At 62.5% G+C, this 18321-nt stretch carries 18 protein-coding genes; 10 read left to right on the top strand and 8 right to left on the bottom strand.

The features are described 5' to 3' along the window. The first annotated feature begins 243 nt into the window (after positions 1-243). From ABR948_RS09155 to ABR948_RS09175, 5 genes are all read left to right on the top strand, one after another. Entirely contained in the window at positions 244-1161 is a 918-nt protein-coding gene (locus ABR948_RS09155; protein WP_428116156.1) for an ABC transporter permease subunit, read from the top strand. Between the two features lie 23 nt (positions 1162-1184). Beyond that, positions 1185-2498: a high-affinity branched-chain amino acid ABC transporter permease LivM gene (gene livM, locus ABR948_RS09160; protein WP_428116196.1), complete on the top strand. Its 1314-nt coding sequence runs from the start codon at positions 1185-1187 to the stop codon at positions 2496-2498. Further along, positions 2495-3328, top strand: a complete 834-nt coding sequence (locus ABR948_RS09165; RefSeq protein ID WP_428116158.1) for an ABC transporter ATP-binding protein — start codon at positions 2495-2497, stop codon at positions 3326-3328. The genes livM and ABR948_RS09165 overlap by 4 nt, the downstream gene beginning before the upstream one ends. 2 nt (positions 3329-3330) lie before the next feature. Further along, a complete protein-coding gene (locus ABR948_RS09170; protein ID WP_428116199.1) occupies positions 3331-4071 on the top strand; it encodes an ABC transporter ATP-binding protein in 741 nt (246 codons plus the stop codon). A gap of 258 nt (positions 4072-4329) precedes the next feature. Then, positions 4330-5448, top strand: a complete 1119-nt coding sequence (locus ABR948_RS09175; RefSeq protein WP_428116161.1) for a branched-chain amino acid ABC transporter substrate-binding protein — start codon at positions 4330-4332, stop codon at positions 5446-5448. 148 nt (positions 5449-5596) lie between these two features. On the opposite strand, the gene ABR948_RS09180 is transcribed toward ABR948_RS09175, so the two are convergent. Further along, complete coding sequence (locus tag ABR948_RS09180; protein ID WP_428116164.1) at positions 5597-6004, bottom strand: response regulator; 408 nt, start codon at positions 6002-6004, stop codon at positions 5597-5599. Positions 6005-6179: 175 nt separating this feature from the next. Between ABR948_RS09180 and ABR948_RS09185 the strand changes: the two genes are divergently transcribed. From ABR948_RS09185 to ABR948_RS09195, 3 genes are all read left to right on the top strand, one after another. Then, positions 6180-6566, top strand: a complete 387-nt coding sequence (locus tag ABR948_RS09185) for a response regulator (RefSeq protein WP_428116166.1) — start codon at positions 6180-6182, stop codon at positions 6564-6566. 152 nt (positions 6567-6718) lie between these two features. Further along, a complete protein-coding gene (locus ABR948_RS09190) occupies positions 6719-9502 on the top strand; it encodes a PAS domain S-box protein (RefSeq protein WP_428116169.1) in 2784 nt (927 codons plus the stop codon). A 70-nt stretch (positions 9503-9572) separates the two neighbouring features. Then, the gene (locus ABR948_RS09195) at positions 9573-10568 is read left to right on the top strand and encodes a P1 family peptidase (protein ID WP_428116172.1); all 996 of its coding nucleotides are present in this window, start codon (positions 9573-9575) and stop codon (positions 10566-10568) included. Positions 10569-10664: 96 nt separating this feature from the next. Here ABR948_RS09195 and ABR948_RS09200 read toward each other — a convergent pair whose 3' ends face one another. Continuing rightward, positions 10665-11075 (bottom strand): hypothetical protein, encoded by a 411-nt coding sequence (locus ABR948_RS09200; protein ID WP_428116175.1) that lies wholly within the window; start codon positions 11073-11075, stop codon positions 10665-10667. Between the two features lie 249 nt (positions 11076-11324). Here ABR948_RS09200 and rpe point away from each other — a divergent pair, with 249 nt between their 5' ends. Next, entirely contained in the window at positions 11325-12026 is a 702-nt protein-coding gene (rpe, locus tag ABR948_RS09205; protein ID WP_428116177.1) for a ribulose-phosphate 3-epimerase, read from the top strand. A gap of 22 nt (positions 12027-12048) precedes the next feature. Here the strand turns inward: rpe and ABR948_RS09210 are convergent, their stop codons facing one another. The 5 genes from ABR948_RS09210 to ABR948_RS09230 all read right to left on the bottom strand — a co-directional run bounded on the left by ABR948_RS09210 (position 12049) and on the right by ABR948_RS09230 (position 16352). Next, positions 12049-12324 (bottom strand): hypothetical protein, encoded by a 276-nt coding sequence (locus tag ABR948_RS09210; RefSeq protein ID WP_428116180.1) that lies wholly within the window; start codon positions 12322-12324, stop codon positions 12049-12051. Positions 12325-12420: 96 nt separating this feature from the next. After that, complete coding sequence (locus ABR948_RS09215) at positions 12421-13875, bottom strand: serine/threonine protein kinase (RefSeq protein ID WP_428116181.1); 1455 nt, start codon at positions 13873-13875, stop codon at positions 12421-12423. A gap of 3 nt (positions 13876-13878) precedes the next feature. Next, positions 13879-14619 carry a metallophosphoesterase family protein gene (locus ABR948_RS09220; protein ID WP_428116201.1) on the bottom strand — a complete coding sequence of 247 codons (741 nt, stop codon included), beginning with the start codon at positions 14617-14619 and terminating at the stop codon, positions 13879-13881. A gap of 114 nt (positions 14620-14733) precedes the next feature. Continuing rightward, positions 14734-15330, bottom strand: a complete 597-nt coding sequence (locus tag ABR948_RS09225) for a TetR/AcrR family transcriptional regulator (RefSeq protein ID WP_428116184.1) — start codon at positions 15328-15330, stop codon at positions 14734-14736. Continuing rightward, on the bottom strand, positions 15327-16352 hold the full coding sequence (locus tag ABR948_RS09230; protein ID WP_428116187.1) for an aldo/keto reductase: 1026 nt from the start codon (positions 16350-16352) through the stop codon (positions 15327-15329). The genes ABR948_RS09225 and ABR948_RS09230 overlap by 4 nt, the downstream gene beginning before the upstream one ends. 364 nt (positions 16353-16716) lie before the next feature. Here ABR948_RS09230 and purB point away from each other — a divergent pair, with 364 nt between their 5' ends. After that, on the top strand, positions 16717-18024 hold the full coding sequence (gene purB / locus ABR948_RS09235) for an adenylosuccinate lyase (protein ID WP_428116189.1): 1308 nt from the start codon (positions 16717-16719) through the stop codon (positions 18022-18024). Positions 18025-18066: 42 nt separating this feature from the next. Here purB and ABR948_RS09240 read toward each other — a convergent pair. Continuing rightward, the coding region (locus ABR948_RS09240) for a cytochrome b (RefSeq protein ID WP_428116192.1) at positions 18067-18321 on the bottom strand (255 nt) is incomplete at its 5' end.

The raw sequence follows: 18321 nt of genomic DNA on the forward strand, positions 1-18321 counted from the left end.
GGCAACCGGGAAGTCCGCAATTGGTTGCAGGGAATTTTCGGTTCCATGGGATTATCGCGTGGCGGCGGCTTGCCGCGACCGTGGCATGTGGAACCCGCGCGAAAACTACCCCTGTACAAGCCCTTGAGGTCGCCCCCGGCGCTGTTGCCGCACCGGGTTCCCGCTGTTAGAAAATGACACGACGCGCGTTCCGGCTGCCGGGGCCAACGCCGCGCCGGAAAATACTCCAAACAGCGGCAGCGCATGGACTATTTCGCCCAGCAACTGATCAACGGCATTGTGCTCGGCTCGATCTACGGCCTGATCGCCATCGGCTACACCATGGTCTACGGCATCGTCGGCATGATCAATTTTGCTCATGGCGACATTTTCATGATCGGCGGCTTCATCGCGCTGATCTCATTCCTGCTGCTGGTCTCGTTGGGGCTGACCGCGGTTCCGGTGATCCTGCTGATCGTGTTGCTGGTATCGATGGCGATCACAGCGCTTTATGGCTGGACCATCGAGCGCATCGCCTACCGGCCGCTGCGGCACTCGTTCCGCCTCGCCCCGATGCTGTCGGCGATCGGCATGTCGTTCGTGCTGATCAATTATTCGCAGATCGCGCAGGGCGCACGGGTCAAGCCGGTGCCGCCGATCATCACCGGCGGCTACACCCTGCATGAAGGCAGCGAAGGTTTCGTGGTCCGGCTGTCCAATGTGCAGATCATCGTCGTCGTCACCACCATCGTGCTGCTCGCGATCTTCACCTGGCTGGTATCGCGGACCCGGCTCGGCCGCGACATGCGCGCCTGCGAACAGGACCAGACCATGGCGGCGCTGCTCGGCGTCGATGTCGACCGCACCATTTCCATGACCTTCGTGATCGGCGCCGCGCTCGCCGCGGTCGCCGGCATGATGTACCTGCTGTATTACGGCCTGGTGGATTTCTTCATGGGCTTCGTTGCCGGCATCAAGGCATTTACCGCGGCCGTCCTCGGCGGCATCGGCTCGTTGCCGGGCGCGATGCTGGGCGGCCTCCTGATCGGGCTGATCGAGACGTTGTGGTCGGCCTATTTCTCGGTCGAATACAAGGACGTCGCGGCCTTCTCGATCCTGATCATCGTGCTGATTTTCCTGCCCACGGGCCTGCTCGGCCGGCCCGAAGTTGAAAAAGTTTGACGGACGAGCGCGTGACAGCACCCGTGCCCGGACCGACACTGGTGTCGCGCGCGCCTGACATCGCCTTCATCTTCAAGAAAGCCCTGATCAGCGCGCTGGTGGCGCTGGTGCTGTTTTCGCTGATGATTGGCGTCCGCACCGAAGCCGGACCCACGGGTCAGTTGATCTACTGGACCAGGTTCGACGACCTGGCAGCCATGGTCGCCACCGTGTTCGGCGGCAGTATCGTCGTCGAACTGCTGCGGCAATGGTGGGGGCCGGTCGGCACCATCAGGATCGTTCCGCCAGCCGCGCAAAACGCGCTTGTCGTCGCGCGGCGCGCCATCGCGCCGGTGCTGTTGATCTTTACGTTTCTGGTGCCGGTGATCTTTTACGACCAGCGCTACATCCTCGATCTCGGCATCCTGGTGCTGACCTATGTGATGCTGGGATGGGGGCTCAACGTGGTGGTCGGGCTCGCCGGGCTGCTCGACCTCGGCTACGTCGCGTTCTACGCCGTCGGCGCCTATTCCTACGCGCTGCTGTCGACCAATTTCGGCCTGTCGTTCTGGGTCTGCCTGCCGCTGGCCGGCATTCTCGCGGCGTTCTGGGGCGTGCTCTTGGGATTCCCGGTGCTGCGGTTGCGCGGCGACTATCTCGCCATCGTCACGCTGGCCTTCGGCGAGATCATCCGTCTCGTCATCATCAACTGGCAAAGCCTGACCGGCGGTCCGAACGGCGTGTCGGGTATTCCGCGGCCGACCTTCTTCGGCATCCCGCTGATAGCAGGCGATAACGGCCTTGCAGCGAAACTCGGCATCGAATATTCGCCGACCCATCGCATCGTGTTTCTGTTTTATCTGATCCTGGCGCTCGCGCTGCTCACCAACTGGGTAACGATCCGGCTGCGCCGTCTGCCGATCGGCCGCGCCTGGGAAGCCTTGCGCGAAGACGAAGTCGCCTGCCGTGCGCTCGGCATCAACACCACCACCACCAAACTGACCGCGTTCGCCACCGGCGCGATGTTCGGCGGTTTTGCCGGCGCGTTCTTCGCGACCCGACAGGGCTTCATCAGTCCGGAATCCTTCACCTTTCAGGAATCGGCCCTGGTGCTCGCGATCGTGGTGCTCGGCGGCATGGGCTCGCAGCTCGGCGTCGCGCTCGCCGCGCTGACCATGATCGGCGGTTTTGAGCTGTTTCGCGGCTTCGACCAGTATCGCATGCTGGTGTTCGGCGTCGCCATGGTGCTCTTGATGATCTGGCGGCCGCGCGGGCTGATCGGCCACCGCGCCCCGACCGTCTTCCTCGAACGCAACCAGGCCATCTCCTCCGAGCTAACCAGCGAAGGCCGGGGATGAGCGACGAAAACATTCTCAGCGTCGATCATCTGGCGATGCGCTTCGGCGGCGTCGTCGCCGTCAATGATCTGTCGTTCACGGCCGAGCGGCGCAAGATCACCGCATTGATTGGGCCGAACGGCGCCGGCAAGACCACCGTGTTCAACTGCATCACCGGGTTCTACAAGCCGACATCGGGCGCGATGCGGCTGACGCATGACGATGGCCGCAATATCCAGCTTGAGCGGCTGAATGATTTCCGGATTTCCAAACAGGCCAAGGTCGCGCGCACCTTTCAAAACATCCGGCTGTTTCCCGGCATGACCGCGCTCGAAAACCTGATGGTGGCGCAACACAATGCGCTGATGCGCGCCTCCGGTCTCACTTTTCTCGGGCTGATCGGCGCACCGTCCTGGCGCGCTGCCGAAAAGCACGCGATTGATCAGGCCACACGCTGGCTCGACCGTATCGGCCTGCTCGAGCGCGCCGACGACGCCGCCGGCAATTTGCCTTATGGCGATCAGCGCCGGCTCGAAATCGCGCGCGCGATGTGCACCGAACCGGCGCTGCTTTGCCTCGACGAGCCGGCCGCCGGACTGAACGCGCGTGAAAGTGCCGGGCTGAGCGAGTTGCTGCTATCGATCCGTGGCGACCATGGCACCTCGATCCTGCTGATCGAGCACGACATGTCGGTGGTGATGGAGATTTCCGACCACATCGTGGTGATGGATTACGGCGTGAAGATCGCCGAGGGCGCGCCGAAGGACATCAGCGACAATCCGAGGGTGATCGCCGCCTATCTCGGCGCCGATGAGGAAGAAGCGATCGCGGTGATGGAGGGCGGAACGTGACCGTGCCATCCACCGCGCCGCTGCTCGCGATCCGGTCCCTGCGCGCCGCCTACGGCAAGATCGAGGCGCTGAAAGGTGTCGATCTCGACATCCATTCCGGCGAGATCGTTGCCCTGATCGGCGCCAATGGTGCCGGCAAGTCGACGCTGATGATGACCATCTTCGGCAAGCCGCGCGCCCGCGCCGGGTCTGTCGCGTTCGACGGCCGCGATATCACCGACGTGCCGACCCATGAAATCGCCAGGCTGCGCATCGCGCAATCGCCCGAAGGCCGCCGGATTTTCCCGCGCATGAGTGTCGCGGAAAACCTGCAGATGGGGGCCGACGCCACCGACAGCAGTGAGGCCGACCGCTCAGCCGGGCTCGAACGCGTGCTGACGCTGTTTCCGCGGCTGAAGGAGCGCCTGGCCCAGCGCGGCGGCACCTTGTCGGGCGGCGAACAGCAGATGCTGGCGATCGGCCGTGCGCTGATGAGCCGCCCTCGCCTCCTGATGCTGGACGAACCCTCGCTGGGCCTCGCCCCGCTGATCGCGCGCCAGATTTTCGACGCGATCAGGACCTTGAACCGGCAGGACGGCCTCACCGTGCTGGTCGTCGAGCAGAACGCCAATCACGCCTTGCGGCTGGCCCATCGCGGCTATGTCATGGTCAACGGCTTGATCACACTCAGCGGAACAGGCGCGGAACTGCTGCAGCGCCCGGAAATCCGCGCTGCCTATCTCGAAGGCGGGAGACGGGGATAGCTGTAATACCACCTCGTCGTCCCCGCGAACGCGGGGACCCATAGCCACCAGCGGTTATTGTTGCCAAGGCAATTAGCATCACCTTCTCGCCACAAGGACACGGCGTATGGGTCCCGGCGTTCGCCGGGACGACAACCATGCGTGGATTTGCCCGAAATTTGCCGATGACTTCGCGACAAAATTGGCTGACAATGGCTCTGATTTTCGAACCCGGCGGCGTGCCGGGGACCCCGTAGCGATCACCCGCGAGGACTCCTCATGAAATCACTAAAGCTCATCGGACTGGCACTGGGCGCATCGCTTGCGCTGTCGACGGCAGCGCTTGCGCAGGACATCACCATCGGCGTTGCGGGCCCGATGACGGGCGGCGAGTCCGCGTTCGGGCGGCAGCTGAAGAACGGCGCCGAACAGGCGATCAAGGATTTCAATGCCGCCGGCGGCCTGCTCGGCAAGAAGCTCGCGCTTGAAATCGGCGACGATGCCTGCGATCCCAAGCAGGCGCGTTCGGTGGCTGAAAAATTCGCCAGCGCGAAAATCCCCTTCGTCGCCGGCCATTACTGCTCGTCGTCGTCGATCCCCGCGTCGGAAGCCTACGCCGACGGCAATGTCCTGCAGATCACGCCGGCCTCGACCAATCCGCTGTTCACCGAGCGCAATCTCTGGAACGTCGCGCGCGTCTGCGGTCGCGACGACCAACAGGGCCTGGTCGCCGCCGAATACATCGCGAAGAACTACAAGGGCAAGAACGTCGCCATCCTCAACGACAAGACCACCTATGGCAAAGGTCTCGCCGACGAAACCAAGAAGGCGCTCAACAAGGCCGGCTTTACCGAAAAGATGTTCGAATCCTACAACAAGGGCGACAAGGACTTCACCGCAATCGTCTCGCGCATGAAACGCGACAACATCGACCTGGTTTACGTCGGCGGCTACCATCAGGAATCCGGATTGATCGTGCGCCAGATGCGCGACCAGGGTCTGCAAACCGTCCTGATGGCCGGCGATGCGCTGGCCGACAAGGAGTTTGCATCGATCACAGGACCGGCCGGCGAAGGCACCCTGTTCACCTTCGGTCCCGATCCCCGCAACAAGCCGACCGCCAAGGCCATCGTCGAAAAATTCAAGGCCAGCAATATCGATCCCGAAGGCTACACGCTCTACACCTACGCCGCGATGCAGGTCTGGACGCAGGCGGTGGCGAAGGCCGGCACCACCGATGCGAAGAAAGTCATGGATACGATCAAGGCCGGCGCGTGGGATACGGTCATCGGCAAGATGGAATTCGATGCCAAGGGCGACATCAAGCAGATCGACTATGTCGTCTACAAATGGGATGCCAAGGGCGGCTACACCGAGATCAATCCGAAGGGGTCGTAGCACCCGAGGCTTGATCTGATCAATTCTACCGCTGTCTTCAACGCCCCGGTTCGCCGGGGCGTTTTGCCTGTCGGTTGCGGGAAATTTGCTGCGCGGCCTTCACCGGCGAAGCGGTTCTTGCCCTGATGCCGATCCGGCGGCGGCCGGATCAGGGGATGGTTCCAGCGGCGGCCTTGACGTCTGCGGTGCCGGACGACCGGGGCCTGGTTGCCACTTCGACCGCGAGGGTAAGTTCGGCGGGACGAAACGGCTTTTGCAGACATACGACGTTGGACAGTTCGGGCGTCTCGTTGACAAAGTCGAGCATCGTCATGCCCGATATCGCGACGATCGGAAAGTCCGGGATGCGTTCCCGCATCTTCATGATGACTTCGAAACCGTTGGTTCCCTGCAGGAAGATATCGACGATCGCCAGCTCGAATACGGAACTTTCAAACTCCTGCAGTCCCGCCGCGGCGTTTGCGGCCTCAACCACCTCGAAATGATTGACGCGCAGCACCATGGAGACCATCGTGCGTACATCCGGCTGGTCGTCGATCACGAGAACGCGGGGCAAGGGACAGCTCACGGAATGACTCCAGTCAGCTTATAATCAAAGCTGGGATTTGCGGCCAAACCCTCGAACATCATTCCGCATCGCCGTAAAGATGTGGTTACTTCATCAGCCCCTATTGGACCACATTAAGAAATATGTAACCTTGGGTTGATGTCGCCAAATCGTGGGGGAAGCCGTGGCGAGCATTCTCGTCATTGATGATGATCGAGCGGTTTTGAGCACTATCAAAATAGTGCTTGAGCGCGCCGCGCATGCCGTCGAGGCTGTCGACAACAGTCAAGCCGGCTTGCGGTTGCTCGAGACCCAAAGGTTCGACCTGCTCGTCGTCGATATTTTCATGCCGGGAATGGATGGTTTCGAGACCATGAGGCTCGTCCATCAATTCTGGCCGGAAATGCCTATTATCGTGATTTCCGGACAACAGTTCGGTTCGACGTCCGAACGGGAACCCGATTTTCTGTACATGGCGACAAAACTCGGGGCCGTCTCCAGCCTGCAAAAGCCATTCAGACCCCACGAGTTACTTGCCGCCGTTGCCAAAAGCCTGTCAGATTCGCTGTAATCGTCGGAGCCGACCAAAGCAAAGCAAGGAAATGCCGTCCCCGACCGATCTTGACATATCGGCCCCCCACGCCGATTCGGCCGGCGCTTTAACATGGCGCGTTCGATGCCAAGTTCCATACGAAGTTCGTTGCCAAGTCGCGGGAGGCGACCTTGCACGCAGATGACCGTAATATCTTTCTGTCCACATTGCCGGCGACCCGCCGCGAACGGGTGGCGGCTCTGGCCGTGGTCGGCGTCTCATCGGTCGTCTTCGCCTGCGCCGTGCCTTTTGCCGGGACACCGCTGCCCCAGATTCCAGCGTTCGTCGCGAGCTATCAATCCGCCCTGGCGATCATCGATCTCATCACCGCCATCCTGCTGTTTTCGCAGTTTGGCATCTTGCGATCGCGCGCGCTCCTGATGCTGGCGAGCGGATATCTTTTCACCGCAGCCGCGGCGATCGCTCACGCCTTGAGCTTTCCAGGAGTGTTCACCCCGACCGGGCTTCTCAACGCCGGCTCACAGACAACGGTCTGGCTTTATATGGCCTGGCATGGCGGATTTCCCGTGCTCGTGCTGATTTATGCCCTGCTCAAGGACAGGGATGGCGGCCCCAGGATCGCGGGATCGGTCAGCAGCGCGATCCTGGTAAGTGCCGTCGCAGTCGCCGCTGGGATATCGGCCGTGGTTTGGGTCGTTACCAGCCAGCATGACTTTCTGCCGACGCTGCTGAGCGAGGGGCATTATACGAATACGACCACCACGATCGGAGTTTTATCGGCGGTGTGGTCCCTCAGCCTCGCGGCCCTGCTGGTCCTGTTGTTTCGACGGCCATATTCGGTGCTCGACATCTGGCTCATGGTGGTCATGTGCGCGTGGGTGTTCGATATCGCATTGTCCGCGATCTTCAACGTAGCCCGCTTCGATTTGGGCTTTTATGCTGGCCGTATCTACGGGCTATGCGCGGCTGGTTTCGTCCTCGCGGTGCTGCTGGTGGACAATGTCGGCCTGCAAGCCCAGATTTCTCATCTGTTCGCCATTTTGCGCCAGCGCGCCGCTTCCGACCGGCATCGCCATAGCGAACGCGAACGCCTGTTCAGCGCGGTGGTGGAATCATCCAACGACGCGATCATCACGAAAACCCTCGATGGCACCATCACCGGCTGGAATCGGGCCGCGGAACGCCTGTTCGGATTCAATGCGGCGGAGGCTGTCGGCAATCGCATCGACATCATCGTCGCGCCGGAGCGACGCGCCGAGGTGCGGCAGATACTCGGTCGCGTCGCGCAGGGTGAAGCGATCGAACATTACGAAACCTACCGCCGGCACAAGGACGGCAGGGAAGTCCATGTCTCGCTGGGCGTCTCGCCGATCAGATCGGCCGGCGGAGAGATCATTGGAGTCTCCAAGACCGCACGCGACATCGGTGACAGCAAGAGGACGCAGCAAGCGCTCAACCAGGAGATCGAAGAGCGACAGCGTATATTCGAGACGTCGCAGGACCTCATTCTGGTCACGGATACTTTTGGCCGTTTTGTTCAGGTCAGCCCGAGCTCCATGACCATCCTGGGCTACCGGCCCGAGGAGATGATCGGACACGTCGCGCTCGATTTCATTCATCCCGACGACCTCGACAGCACGCGGGAAGAGATGCGCTCAGCGCGGCGCGGGCGGCAGATGCGCAACTTCGAGACCCGTTATGTCCACAAGGACGGTCAGGCCGTGACGCTGACCTGGATGGGGACCTGGTCGGAGCCGGTGCGGCGGCATTTCTTCGTCGGCCGCGACCTCACGGAAAAGCGTGCCGCCGAAGCCCAGTTCCGGCAGGCTCAAAAAATGGAAGCCGTCGGCCAGTTGACCGGCGGTATCGCGCACGACTTCAACAATATTCTGACTGTCATCACCGGAACCATCGGCATTCTGGCCGATGCCGTCACCGCCGATCCGCAGCTCGTGGCGATCGCCAGGATGATCGATGAGGCCGCCGAACGCGGCGCCAACCTGACCAAGCACCTGCTTGCATTTGCGCGCCGGCAGCCGCTGCAGCCACGCGAGGTCGACGTCAATAACCTGATCCTTGAAACCGTGAAGTTGCTGCGCCCGACGATCGGCGAACATATCCAGATCGCCCCCCTGCTGACGGAGGATGCGTCGACCGCCCTGGTCGATCCAAACCAGCTCACCACCTCTATTTTGAATCTGGCACTGAACGCCCGCGATGCCATGCCGGCAGGTGGCCAGCTCGCGTTCGAGACCAACAACGTTTATCTCGACGAAAGCTATGCCGACATGCACAGCGAGGTGTCGGTCGGAAATTACGTCATGATCGCGGTGAGCGACACCGGCTCGGGTATTCCAGCCGCCGACCTGGACAAGGTATTCGATCCCTTCTTTACCACCAAGGAAGTCGGCAAGGGCACGGGCCTTGGTCTCAGCATGGTGTTCGGCTTCGTCAAACAGTCCAACGGCCACATCAAGATTTACAGCGAAGAAGGTCACGGCACGACCGTGAAGATCTACCTGCCGCGGGCAACCGGGCTGCATTCGACGGCCGAGGAGGCGCTGGTACCTTTAGGCGTTGAAGGCGGAAACGAGGTCGTACTGGTCGTCGAGGACGATGCCCTCGTGCGCCGATATGTCATTACCCAGATCGAAAGTCTTGGCTACACCACCCTCGAGGCCAGCAACGCCGCCGAGGCGATGACCATCATCGACACCGCCGTCACCATCGATCTCCTGTTTACCGACGTGATCATGCCCGGCTCCATGAACGGCCGCCAGCTCGTCGACGCGGCGTTGAAGCAGCGCCCCGCGCTCAAGACGCTGTTTACGTCAGGGTATACCGAGAATGCGATCGTGCATCACGGCCGCCTCGATTCCGGCGTGCTGCTGCTCGCCAAGCCGTATCGCAAGTCGGATCTCGCGAGAATGTTCAGGCTGGCGCTTGCCAGTTGATGCCTTGTTCAAGGCTGCTATATCCAAGCCTGTCGGGGACTGACGGGATCAAGGCCGGGTGAACTGCACCATGAAAAATCTCCTCACCGATATTGCCGGCGTCCGCGTCGGGCACGCCGACGATACCGCATTGGCGTCCGGGGTCACCGCGGTGATTTTCGATACGCCGGCGGTGGCGGCGATCGACGTGCGCGGTGGCGGGCCCGGCACGCGCGAAGGCGCCCTGCTCGATCTCGCCAACACCGTGGAGCGGATCGACGCCATCGCGCTTGCCGGCGGTTCGGCGTTCGGGCTGGAGGCTGGCGGCGGGGTACAGGCCTGGCTCGCCGAGCAGGGTCGCGGCTTTGTGGTGCGCGAAGCGGTGATCCCGATCGTTCCCGGCGCGATCTGTTTCGATCTCCTGAACGGCGGCAACAAGAAATGGGGCCGCTTCGCGCCCTACCGCGATCTCGGTTACGCTGCGGCAGCTGCGGCAGCCGAGAATTTTGCGCTTGGTAGCGTCGGCGCCGGGCTCGGCGCCACCACCGCGAATTTCAAGGGCGGGATCGGCTCAGCTTCGGCGGCAACGCAAGGCGGCGTGACGGTCGCCGCACTTGCCTTGGTCAACGCGGTCGGCACCGTGACTGTCGGCGACGGGCCGTGGTTCTGGGCCGCACCGTTTGAAATCGACGGTGAATTTGGCGGACGCGGATTGCCGCACGCCTTCGCGCCGGACATGCTGAGAATGCGCCTCAAGGGCGGACCGAGCGCGACGTCAGTCGAAAACACCACGCTGGCGGTAGTCGTGACCGATGCGGACCTGACCAAAACCCAGGCCAAGCGACTCGCCATGATCGCGCAGACCGGATTTGCCCGCGCCATCTATCCGGTGCACGCACCGCTCGACGGCGACGTGCTGTTCGCCGCCGCGACAGGCGAAAAGCCGATAGATCCCCTCGCCGGCCTCACCGAGCTCGGCATGGTCGCGGCCAATGTGGTGGCCCGCGCCATCGCGCGCGGCGTCTATACCGCGACCGCGCTGCCTTTTCCCGGCGCGCTGCCGGCGTGGCAAGATCGTTTCGGGTAAAAGTTCGCAACCGCCGAGCGATCTCAACCGAAAGCCGCGCCGGCGGCATCAGCCGCAACGAGCTCAATTGATGGGTGCGCGCGTGTAAACTGCGCGTCAGACGTTGAACGAGAACGGATTGGCCGAGAACGAGATCGCGTTGGCCTCGCGCTGAGTAAGCTGCTCGATGGCATTGTAGGATGACGACGCGGCGCTGGATGAGGTAGTCGACGCCGCCGATGTTGCCGTGACCTGTGATCCGCCGGTGGAAGCCGAGGTGGCGGATTGCGTCGATGACTGGCCCTGCGCCGCCAGCAGCGCGCTCATGGTGGCCGGCGATATCTGCGAAAATCCGGTGGTCCCGGACGGCAATGTCGAGTTTCCCGACGTGGAGGCGCCGGGGGCAAGACCGAACATGTCAGCCGTGGCCTGGCTAAAGCCGGTCGATTGCGACGACGACGAAGCCGGTGAGGCCAACGATTGGATGGCGTCCAGCGCGGACGACGCGGCGCCAAGAGCAAACAGCATGGCAGAACTCCGACAAACGCCGCAAAGCGCGGCCTTCACCCCTCGAAAACCCAGGATGAGCAAACGCCGTGCCATCGCGGAAAATCCAATAAAATATGGGCTTTTTGTATCCGGAACCGCCTGCCTCCCCCGGCAATTGATGCCGCCGCGGCAGAATTTTCCGCCCCTCCTGCCCCGCATTGCCCCCGGGCTTTGCGCATGTTACCCGAAGCCCTTCGCACGCTTCGAAAGTGGTTCGGGAAAGCGCACATGTCTCAGCAATTTGCGTCACGCCCCCTTGTCATCGCGCCGTCGATTCTGGCTTCCGATTTCGCCAGATTGGGCGAGGAAGTAAGCGCCGTCGATGCGGCCGGCGCCGACTGGATCCACCTCGATGTGATGGACGGGCATTTCGTCCCCAACATTTCCTACGGCCCCGACGTCATCAAGGCGATGCGCCCGCATACGAAAAAGATATTCGACGCGCATCTGATGATTTCGCCATGCGATCCGTATCTGGAGGCGTTCGCCAAGGCCGGCTGCGATCACATCACGGTTCATGCCGAGGCCGGCCCGCATCTGCATCGCTCCTTGCAGGCGATCCGCGCGCTTGGCAAGAAGGCCGGCGTCTCGCTCAATCCGGCCACGCCGATCTCGGTGCTCGAATATGTCATCGACATGATCGATCTGGTGCTGGTGATGTCGGTCAATCCCGGCTTCGGCGGACAGGCTTTTATCCGCTCCGCGCTCGGCAAGGTCAGCGACGTCAGAGCGATGACCACGGGACGCCCGATCGATATCGAGGTCGATGGCGGCGTCGGCCCGGATGTCTCGGGTGCCCTCGCGGCTGCCGGGGCCAATGCCTTTGTCGCAGGCTCCGCCGTTTTCAAGGGCGGCACCATGGAAAGCTACAAGGCCAATATTTCCGCGATACGCAACGCCGCGGCATTGGCACGCGGAGAGGCGATCTAGCTTTCAGTCCCGGACATTCGCATCACCGCGGCGCCGCGGCTATGGCCTCGGGCGGGCAATGATGCGCCATCCGCAAAAACCGTCCCTGCACATGACAATCGGGGGTCCCGACCGTGGTCAGGCTTTCGGCCACGGGCGCTGCCGCACGGATATGAACCCAATGCTTCCTGTGGTGGGTGTGCTTTGCGAACGCCGCGGTCGCAAAGTCCGAGATTGCCAGCGGCAGGCAGATTAACAATGCAATCTTGCGCATCTTCTTGACCTCATCCCTCGACCCCGATGGGTCGCGAGCCATCATTCATCAAATCCGGAATACCATGCAAATCAATTTGCGATGCGAAGGCTAGGTTCCGCGATCTCTCCTGACGCAGGTGGGTGCAGGCGAACCGCCGTCCTACAACGCCGGCATCGATCGGTCATCGGAACGGTCACGGCGCTCCTCGTCCAGCGCGGCGAGCCGCGGCGGCCGTACCACGGTGACGGTACAGGGCGCTTCCGCGGCGACCCTGGCAGAGACGCTGCCAAGCAGCGCGCGCACCAGCGAGTTCTGCCGCGCGCCGATGACGATGTGATCGACATCGTTGACCAGCGCAAATTCCAGGATCGCCGCCGCCGGGTCGACGGCCTCGAGAACATGCGCGGTCAGCCGGCTCTGGTCGAGCTTCAATGGCGATGCCCAATGCTTGAGAGTGACGAGCCGGTCGACATGCTTGTTGTTGCCCTCTTCATCCAGCGTCTTGTCGAGCGTGACCCGTCCGAGCTTGAGCACGTTCAGGCATGCGAGCCGCGCCGACGGCAATGTCGCGAGGATTCGTTCGGCGGTGACCCGCAACGCATCGTTCAGCGCGGCCGATCCCTCCGCGAGGTCGAGCGCGACCACCACGATCGGCCCCGACGCCAATTGGGCCGCAACACCGGACTTGCCCCGCGGCTGCGTCAGGTTGCCGTTAAAGCGGCGGCGCCAGACCGAGCTGATGGGATCGCGGTCGAGCCGCTCCGCCCGCGCGGTGAGCTTGATCTGGTCGGGATGAGCGAGTTCGAACGCCAGTTGCGATGCCGTGGGGTAACGCCAGACCGGCTCGATCTCAAGACAGCGCAGCACGACTTCCTGCAGCCAGGGCGGATAGTCCGCTCTTAGTTTGCGTGGAGGATAGGGATCGCGCCACAGCCGGCGTCGCATGCCGCGGATGGTTTCGCTTTCTCCAAACGGCCGCACCCCGGTCGTAAAAAAATACAGCAGCACGCCCAGCGAAAACAGATCGCTGCGCGGATCGTCGCGAACCCCGAGCAGCCGCTCCGGCGCCATGTAGGGCGCGGTACCGTAGGGCAAGCGGAATTCTTCCTGCAGCAGATCGGGCAGCTGATTGTGATGCGACAGTCCGAAATCGATCAACACGGCTTCGCCCGAGGGGCGAAACATGATGCTGCTCGGCTTGATATCATGATGGATGACGTTTTGCCGATGCAGGTCGGCCAACGCCGTCGCGACTTTCCATGCGATGACGCGCGCTTCGTCGCAGGCCAAGGGCAGATCGCCGAGCCGGCTGTAAAGCGTCTCGCCTGGAATGGGTTCGATCACGACGTAGGCCTGGTGGGCGAAATCGCCGGTCCCGTAGCAGGCCGGCACATGCGGCCCCGACAACCGCGGCAGGATCATCTGCTCCATCTCGAAGCTGACGATGGCGGCAGGATCTTCGCCCTCGGATACTCTTGGAATTTTCATCAACAGCGGCGTTGATAGATCGGGCCGGGTCACGCTCCACAGCGTCGCCATGCCACCGCGGTGCACACACTCCCCGACGGTGAAGCCGTCGATATTGGCGCCGGACTGAACCGAAAGCTTCGCCATCGCTCACCTGCCGACCAGAAGGCGATCGGCGAGCCACGGCGGCAGACCATTGTCGCGAATCCGCTTCGCGGCCGTATCGACATCATAGGGCACACGGCAATAGGTAATTTCCTGCGAGGTGGTATCGAACATGGCAAAGGATGCCGCCGGATCGCCGTCGCGGGGCTGTCCGACCGAGCCGAGAACGGTCAGCCAGCGCCGGCCACGAAGCAATTGCACCGTCACGCCTGATGTCGGCACGAAGCTCGTCATCTTCCCGGCCTCCGATATCGAATAAAGCGCCGGCTGATGGATGTGTCCACAGAACGTGACATTGGCGGCCGTCGCCAGAAGGCTGCGTCCCGCATCCGCGGCCGACCGGACGTAACGCCATTTTGCGGGGCTGCTGGCCTCGGAATGAACGTAGAGGCGATCGTCCTCCTGCAGCGTCAGCGGCAATTCCGCCAGAAACCGCCGCTGGGTCGCGCTGAGCCGTCCGCGGGTCCACTCGATCGCGGCCTGCGCCTCGGCGTTCATGGTTTCCGCTGGGGTTCCGACGGCGCTGTCGTGGTTGCCGCGCACGGCCAGCGCCCCCTTCTCGACGAGACCCATCAATGTCTCGACCGTCCACTCGGGATCGGCGCCATATCCGACGTAATCTCCGAGGTAAATCATCCGCTCGGCGCCGTGCGCCCGTGCAAAATCAAGGCACGCGCTGAACGCCTGCCTGTTGGCATGAATATCCGCAAAAACCGCCAGCCGCACGCTTTCCTCCGCAATGGACTCTATCATCCGACGCCTGGCCGGAATTGACGGACATCAAACAACGGAGCGCGGGAGGCGCGCAATCAGGTTGGGAGCTTTGCGCGTGAAATCGGTCTAGCGCTTGCGCGGCGCCTCGAGACCTCGAAGCAACAGCGCCAGCACAGCGTCGATTCGCGCCGGCAACTCCGGGTCGCTCCATTCCCCCGCATGGGCGGGATGATGGAAGCGGATGGTAGCGTCGAAAATCGCGCGCGCCGTGGTCTTGGCATCAGAGACCTGGAAGACGCCCTGTTTCACGCCGTCAGACAAGATCGTTTCAACCTGGTCGGTGAGGCTCTCTTTATGCACCTTCACCGTCTGGCACGCCTCGCGCGCCAGCGTCAGATAGGTCGCGAACATCTCGGGGTCTTCGCTGACCCTCTTGTGCTTCGCGGTAAACAGCGCGCGCAGCCAACGTTCCAGTCTTGCCGGGGCCGGCCCCGAACTTTCCGCAATCTTCGCGAGCGGCGTGCTGACCCGGTCGAGCCAGCGCTTCGCCACCGCCTCGCGCAACGAAGCTTTGCTCGGAAAATGACGGTAGACGCTGCCATGACTTACATCGAGCGCCCGGGCGACATCGACCACGGTGGCCTTCGCCAGCCCGAAACGGCGCAGCACGTCCTCGGTGACCTCGAGAATTCGCTCAGGGGTCAAAACCAGTGTCTCGTTCATGCGCGCACCGTCGCTTTCTCGCTGTCGAGCATCACCATCTGGGCCGGAGCATAGCGCGCGCCGGCGGCGGCGTCCCGCGGAATGGCGCGCGCAAGCTCGGCAAGGTCCATGTCCGACAGGATAACGTCAAGCGCCGCAAGCGACTCGTCAAGGCGTTCGCGGCGACGCGCGCCGACCAGCGGAATAATATCGGCGCCCTGCGCCAGCACCCAGGCAATCGCCAATTGCGCCACCGAGCAGCCTTTTCGGCCGGCGATGCCGCGCAATTTCTCGACCAGGCCGAGATTGTGGGTCAGGTTGTCGCCGGAGAAACGCGGATTCAAGCGGCGGAAATCGCGCCCCTGCTCGCCGCGCTGCGCCGACCAGTGGCCGCTGATCAGGCCGCGCGACAGCACGCCATAGGCGGTGACGCCGATGCCGAGTTGGCGGCAGGCAGGAAGAATCTCGGCCTCGATGCTGCGTGTCAGCAACGAATACTCGATCTGCAAATCGCAGATCGGATGCACCGTTTGGGCGCGCCTGATCGTCTCGGCGCCGACCTCGGACAGCCCGATGTGCCTGACATAACCGGCCTTGACCATCTCGGCGATGGCACCAACGGTGTCCTCGATCGGCACGTTCGGATCGAGCCGCGCCGGGCGATAGATGTCGATATAATCCGTGCGCAGACGGCGAAGGCTGTAGGTCAGAAAATTCTTCACCGCGCCGGGACGTGCGTCATAGAGTCCGAAGCCGCCGGCAGGGTCGCGAAACGCACCAAACTTGACGCTGATCTGCACGCTTTCACGCGGACGCCCGCGCAGGGCCTCCGCGATCAGTAGTTCGTTATGGCCGGAGCCATAGAAATCACCGGTGTCGAGCAGCGTGATGCCGGCGTCGAGCGCGGCATGGATCGTAGCGATGCTTTCGGCTTCGTCGGCGGGGCCGTAGGCATCGGACATCCCCATGCAGCCGAGGCCAAGGCCGGAGACCCGAAGCCCACCGGCGCCGAGCTTTCGCGAAGCAAGCTGATGGGCTGTCATTGTCATCCCCTTAGCGGGTTAACCTTTCGGCCTGCGCGGCAAGATGACGGGCGACGCGCAGGTTGAGCCAGCGCTGGATTTGGGCGGTCAGATAAAAAAGCTCGATAGTCATGGCAAAGTCCTCTGCAAGTCCCCAGTTCACGGTCGATTGGCCAGCGCGCCGGGGTGACGCCTCGATTCCAGCGTCGGATTGTATATAGCGTATCTCACTGACAGATTTCAATATCTGTCAGTCAATATTTCGTGATTTTGGCCCGCCCGGCCCCATGGCTCCAAAATCGCGCCGCTTGGACCCCGACCGGCGTTTGTCTCACCGGGGCTGCTCTGCTAAAGCGCGACGTAACCCCAAACCTCAGAGTCGTCGATGATATCCCGCTACACCCGCCCGGAAATGGCCGCCGTCTGGGAGGCGCAGACGCGCTTCAAGATCTGGTTCGAGATCGAAGCGCATGCGGCGGACGCACTGGCGGAATTGGGGGTCATTCCCAAAGAGGCCGCGAAAGCGGTCTGGGCCAGGGCCCGCGACGTGATTTTCGACGTGGCGCGGATCGACGAAATCGAGCGCGAAACCAAGCACGACGTCATTGCCTTCCTCACCCACCTGGCGGAGATCGTCGGCCCGGAAGCGCGCTTCGTGCATCAGGGCATGACCTCCTCCGACGTGCTCGATACCTGCCTCAACGTGCAACTGACCCGCGCGGCGGATCTGTTGATATCGGACATCGACAGGGTGCTGGCGGCGCTGAAAAAGCGCGCCTTCGAACACAAGATGACGCCGACCATTGGCCGCTCTCACGGCATTCATGCCGAACCCATTACGTTCGGGCTGAAATTGGCTTACGCCTATGCCGAATTCTCCCGCGCCCGCGAGCGGCTGGTGATCGCCCGCAAGGAAGTCGCGACCTGTGCGATCTCGGGCGCCGTCGGCACCTTCGCGCAGATCGACCCTCGCGTGGAAGAACACGTCGCCAAGGCCATGGGCCTGACGCCGGAGCCGATCTCGACGCAGGTGATTCCGCGCGACCGCCATGCGATGTATTTTGCCACACTCGGCGTGATCGCGGCCTCGGTCGAACGCCTCGCCACCGAAATCCGGCACATGCAGCGCACCGAGGTGCTGGAAGTCGAGGAATTCTTCTCCGAGGGCCAGAAAGGCTCCTCGGCGATGCCGCACAAGCGCAACCCGGTGCTGTCGGAAAATCTCACCGGCCTCTCGCGCATGGTGCGCGCCTATGTGACGCCGGCGATGGAGAATGTCGTGCTGTGGCATGAGCGCGATATCTCGCACTCCTCCGCCGAACGCATGATCGCGCCCGATGCCACGGTGACGCTGGATTTTGCCCTCGTCCGTCTCGCGGGACTGGTCGAAAAACTGCTGATCTATCCGGCGAACATGCAGAAAAATCTCGACCGCCTCGGCGGCCTCGTGCATTCACAGCGGCTCCTGATCGCGCTGACGCAAAAAGGCTGCAGCCGTGAGGATGCCTACAAGCTCGTGCAACGCAACGCGATGCCGGTGTGGCGCGGCGAAGGCGACTTCCAGACGCTGCTGAAAAAAGATGCCGACGTTAAAAAATATCTCAGCGACGCGGAGATATCCGAGCAATTCGACCTCGGCTATCACTTCAAGCACGTCGACACGATCTTCAAGCGCGTGTTCGGCGAGAGCTGACCGGCGTGTTTTCGTAACCGCTCGGGCGCAAAAAAAATGCGATCAGCCCGGCGCGCCGTCGACCATTCGCTCCGTCACGCGATCACGTTTGATGAAGTGATGCCATGCCGCGGCGGCGATGTGGATGACGATCAGCGCCAGCAGCACATAGGCCATGAAGATGTGCCTGTTCTCAAAGGCATCGGCGGCGGCCTTGTCCGGTGAGGTGAACTGCGGCACGTTGAACAGACCGAACCAACTTGAATAGTTCGGATTGCGCGCGCCGGAATGCGCCCACCCCAGCATCGCCACCAGAAT

This window comes from Bradyrhizobium sp., from assembly GCF_050014615.1.
Taxonomy (GTDB): Bacteria; Pseudomonadota; Alphaproteobacteria; order Rhizobiales; family Xanthobacteraceae; genus Bradyrhizobium.

What these genes read in the sequence shown, in the direction of transcription:
- ABR948_RS09230 (WP_428116187.1), bottom strand. Translation starts at nt 16,352, where the DNA reads ATGACAGCCCATCAGCTTGCTTCGCGAAAGCTCGGCGCCGGTGGGCTT.
- ABR948_RS09155 (WP_428116156.1), top strand. Translation starts at nt 244, where the DNA reads ATGGACTATTTCGCCCAGCAACTGATCAACGGCATTGTGCTCGGCTCG.
- purB (WP_428116189.1), top strand. Translation starts at nt 16,717, where the DNA reads ATGATATCCCGCTACACCCGCCCGGAAATGGCCGCCGTCTGGGAGGCG.
- ABR948_RS09215 (WP_428116181.1), bottom strand. Translation starts at nt 13,875, where the DNA reads ATGGCGAAGCTTTCGGTTCAGTCCGGCGCCAATATCGACGGCTTCACC.
- ABR948_RS09165 (WP_428116158.1), top strand. Translation starts at nt 2,495, where the DNA reads ATGAGCGACGAAAACATTCTCAGCGTCGATCATCTGGCGATGCGCTTC.
- ABR948_RS09225 (WP_428116184.1), bottom strand. Translation starts at nt 15,330, where the DNA reads ATGAACGAGACACTGGTTTTGACCCCTGAGCGAATTCTCGAGGTCACC.
- rpe (WP_428116177.1), top strand. Translation starts at nt 11,325, where the DNA reads ATGTCTCAGCAATTTGCGTCACGCCCCCTTGTCATCGCGCCGTCGATT.
- ABR948_RS09175 (WP_428116161.1), top strand. Translation starts at nt 4,330, where the DNA reads ATGAAATCACTAAAGCTCATCGGACTGGCACTGGGCGCATCGCTTGCG.
- ABR948_RS09195 (WP_428116172.1), top strand. Translation starts at nt 9,573, where the DNA reads ATGAAAAATCTCCTCACCGATATTGCCGGCGTCCGCGTCGGGCACGCC.
- ABR948_RS09200 (WP_428116175.1), bottom strand. Translation starts at nt 11,075, where the DNA reads ATGCTGTTTGCTCTTGGCGCCGCGTCGTCCGCGCTGGACGCCATCCAA.
- ABR948_RS09210 (WP_428116180.1), bottom strand. Translation starts at nt 12,324, where the DNA reads ATGATGGCTCGCGACCCATCGGGGTCGAGGGATGAGGTCAAGAAGATG.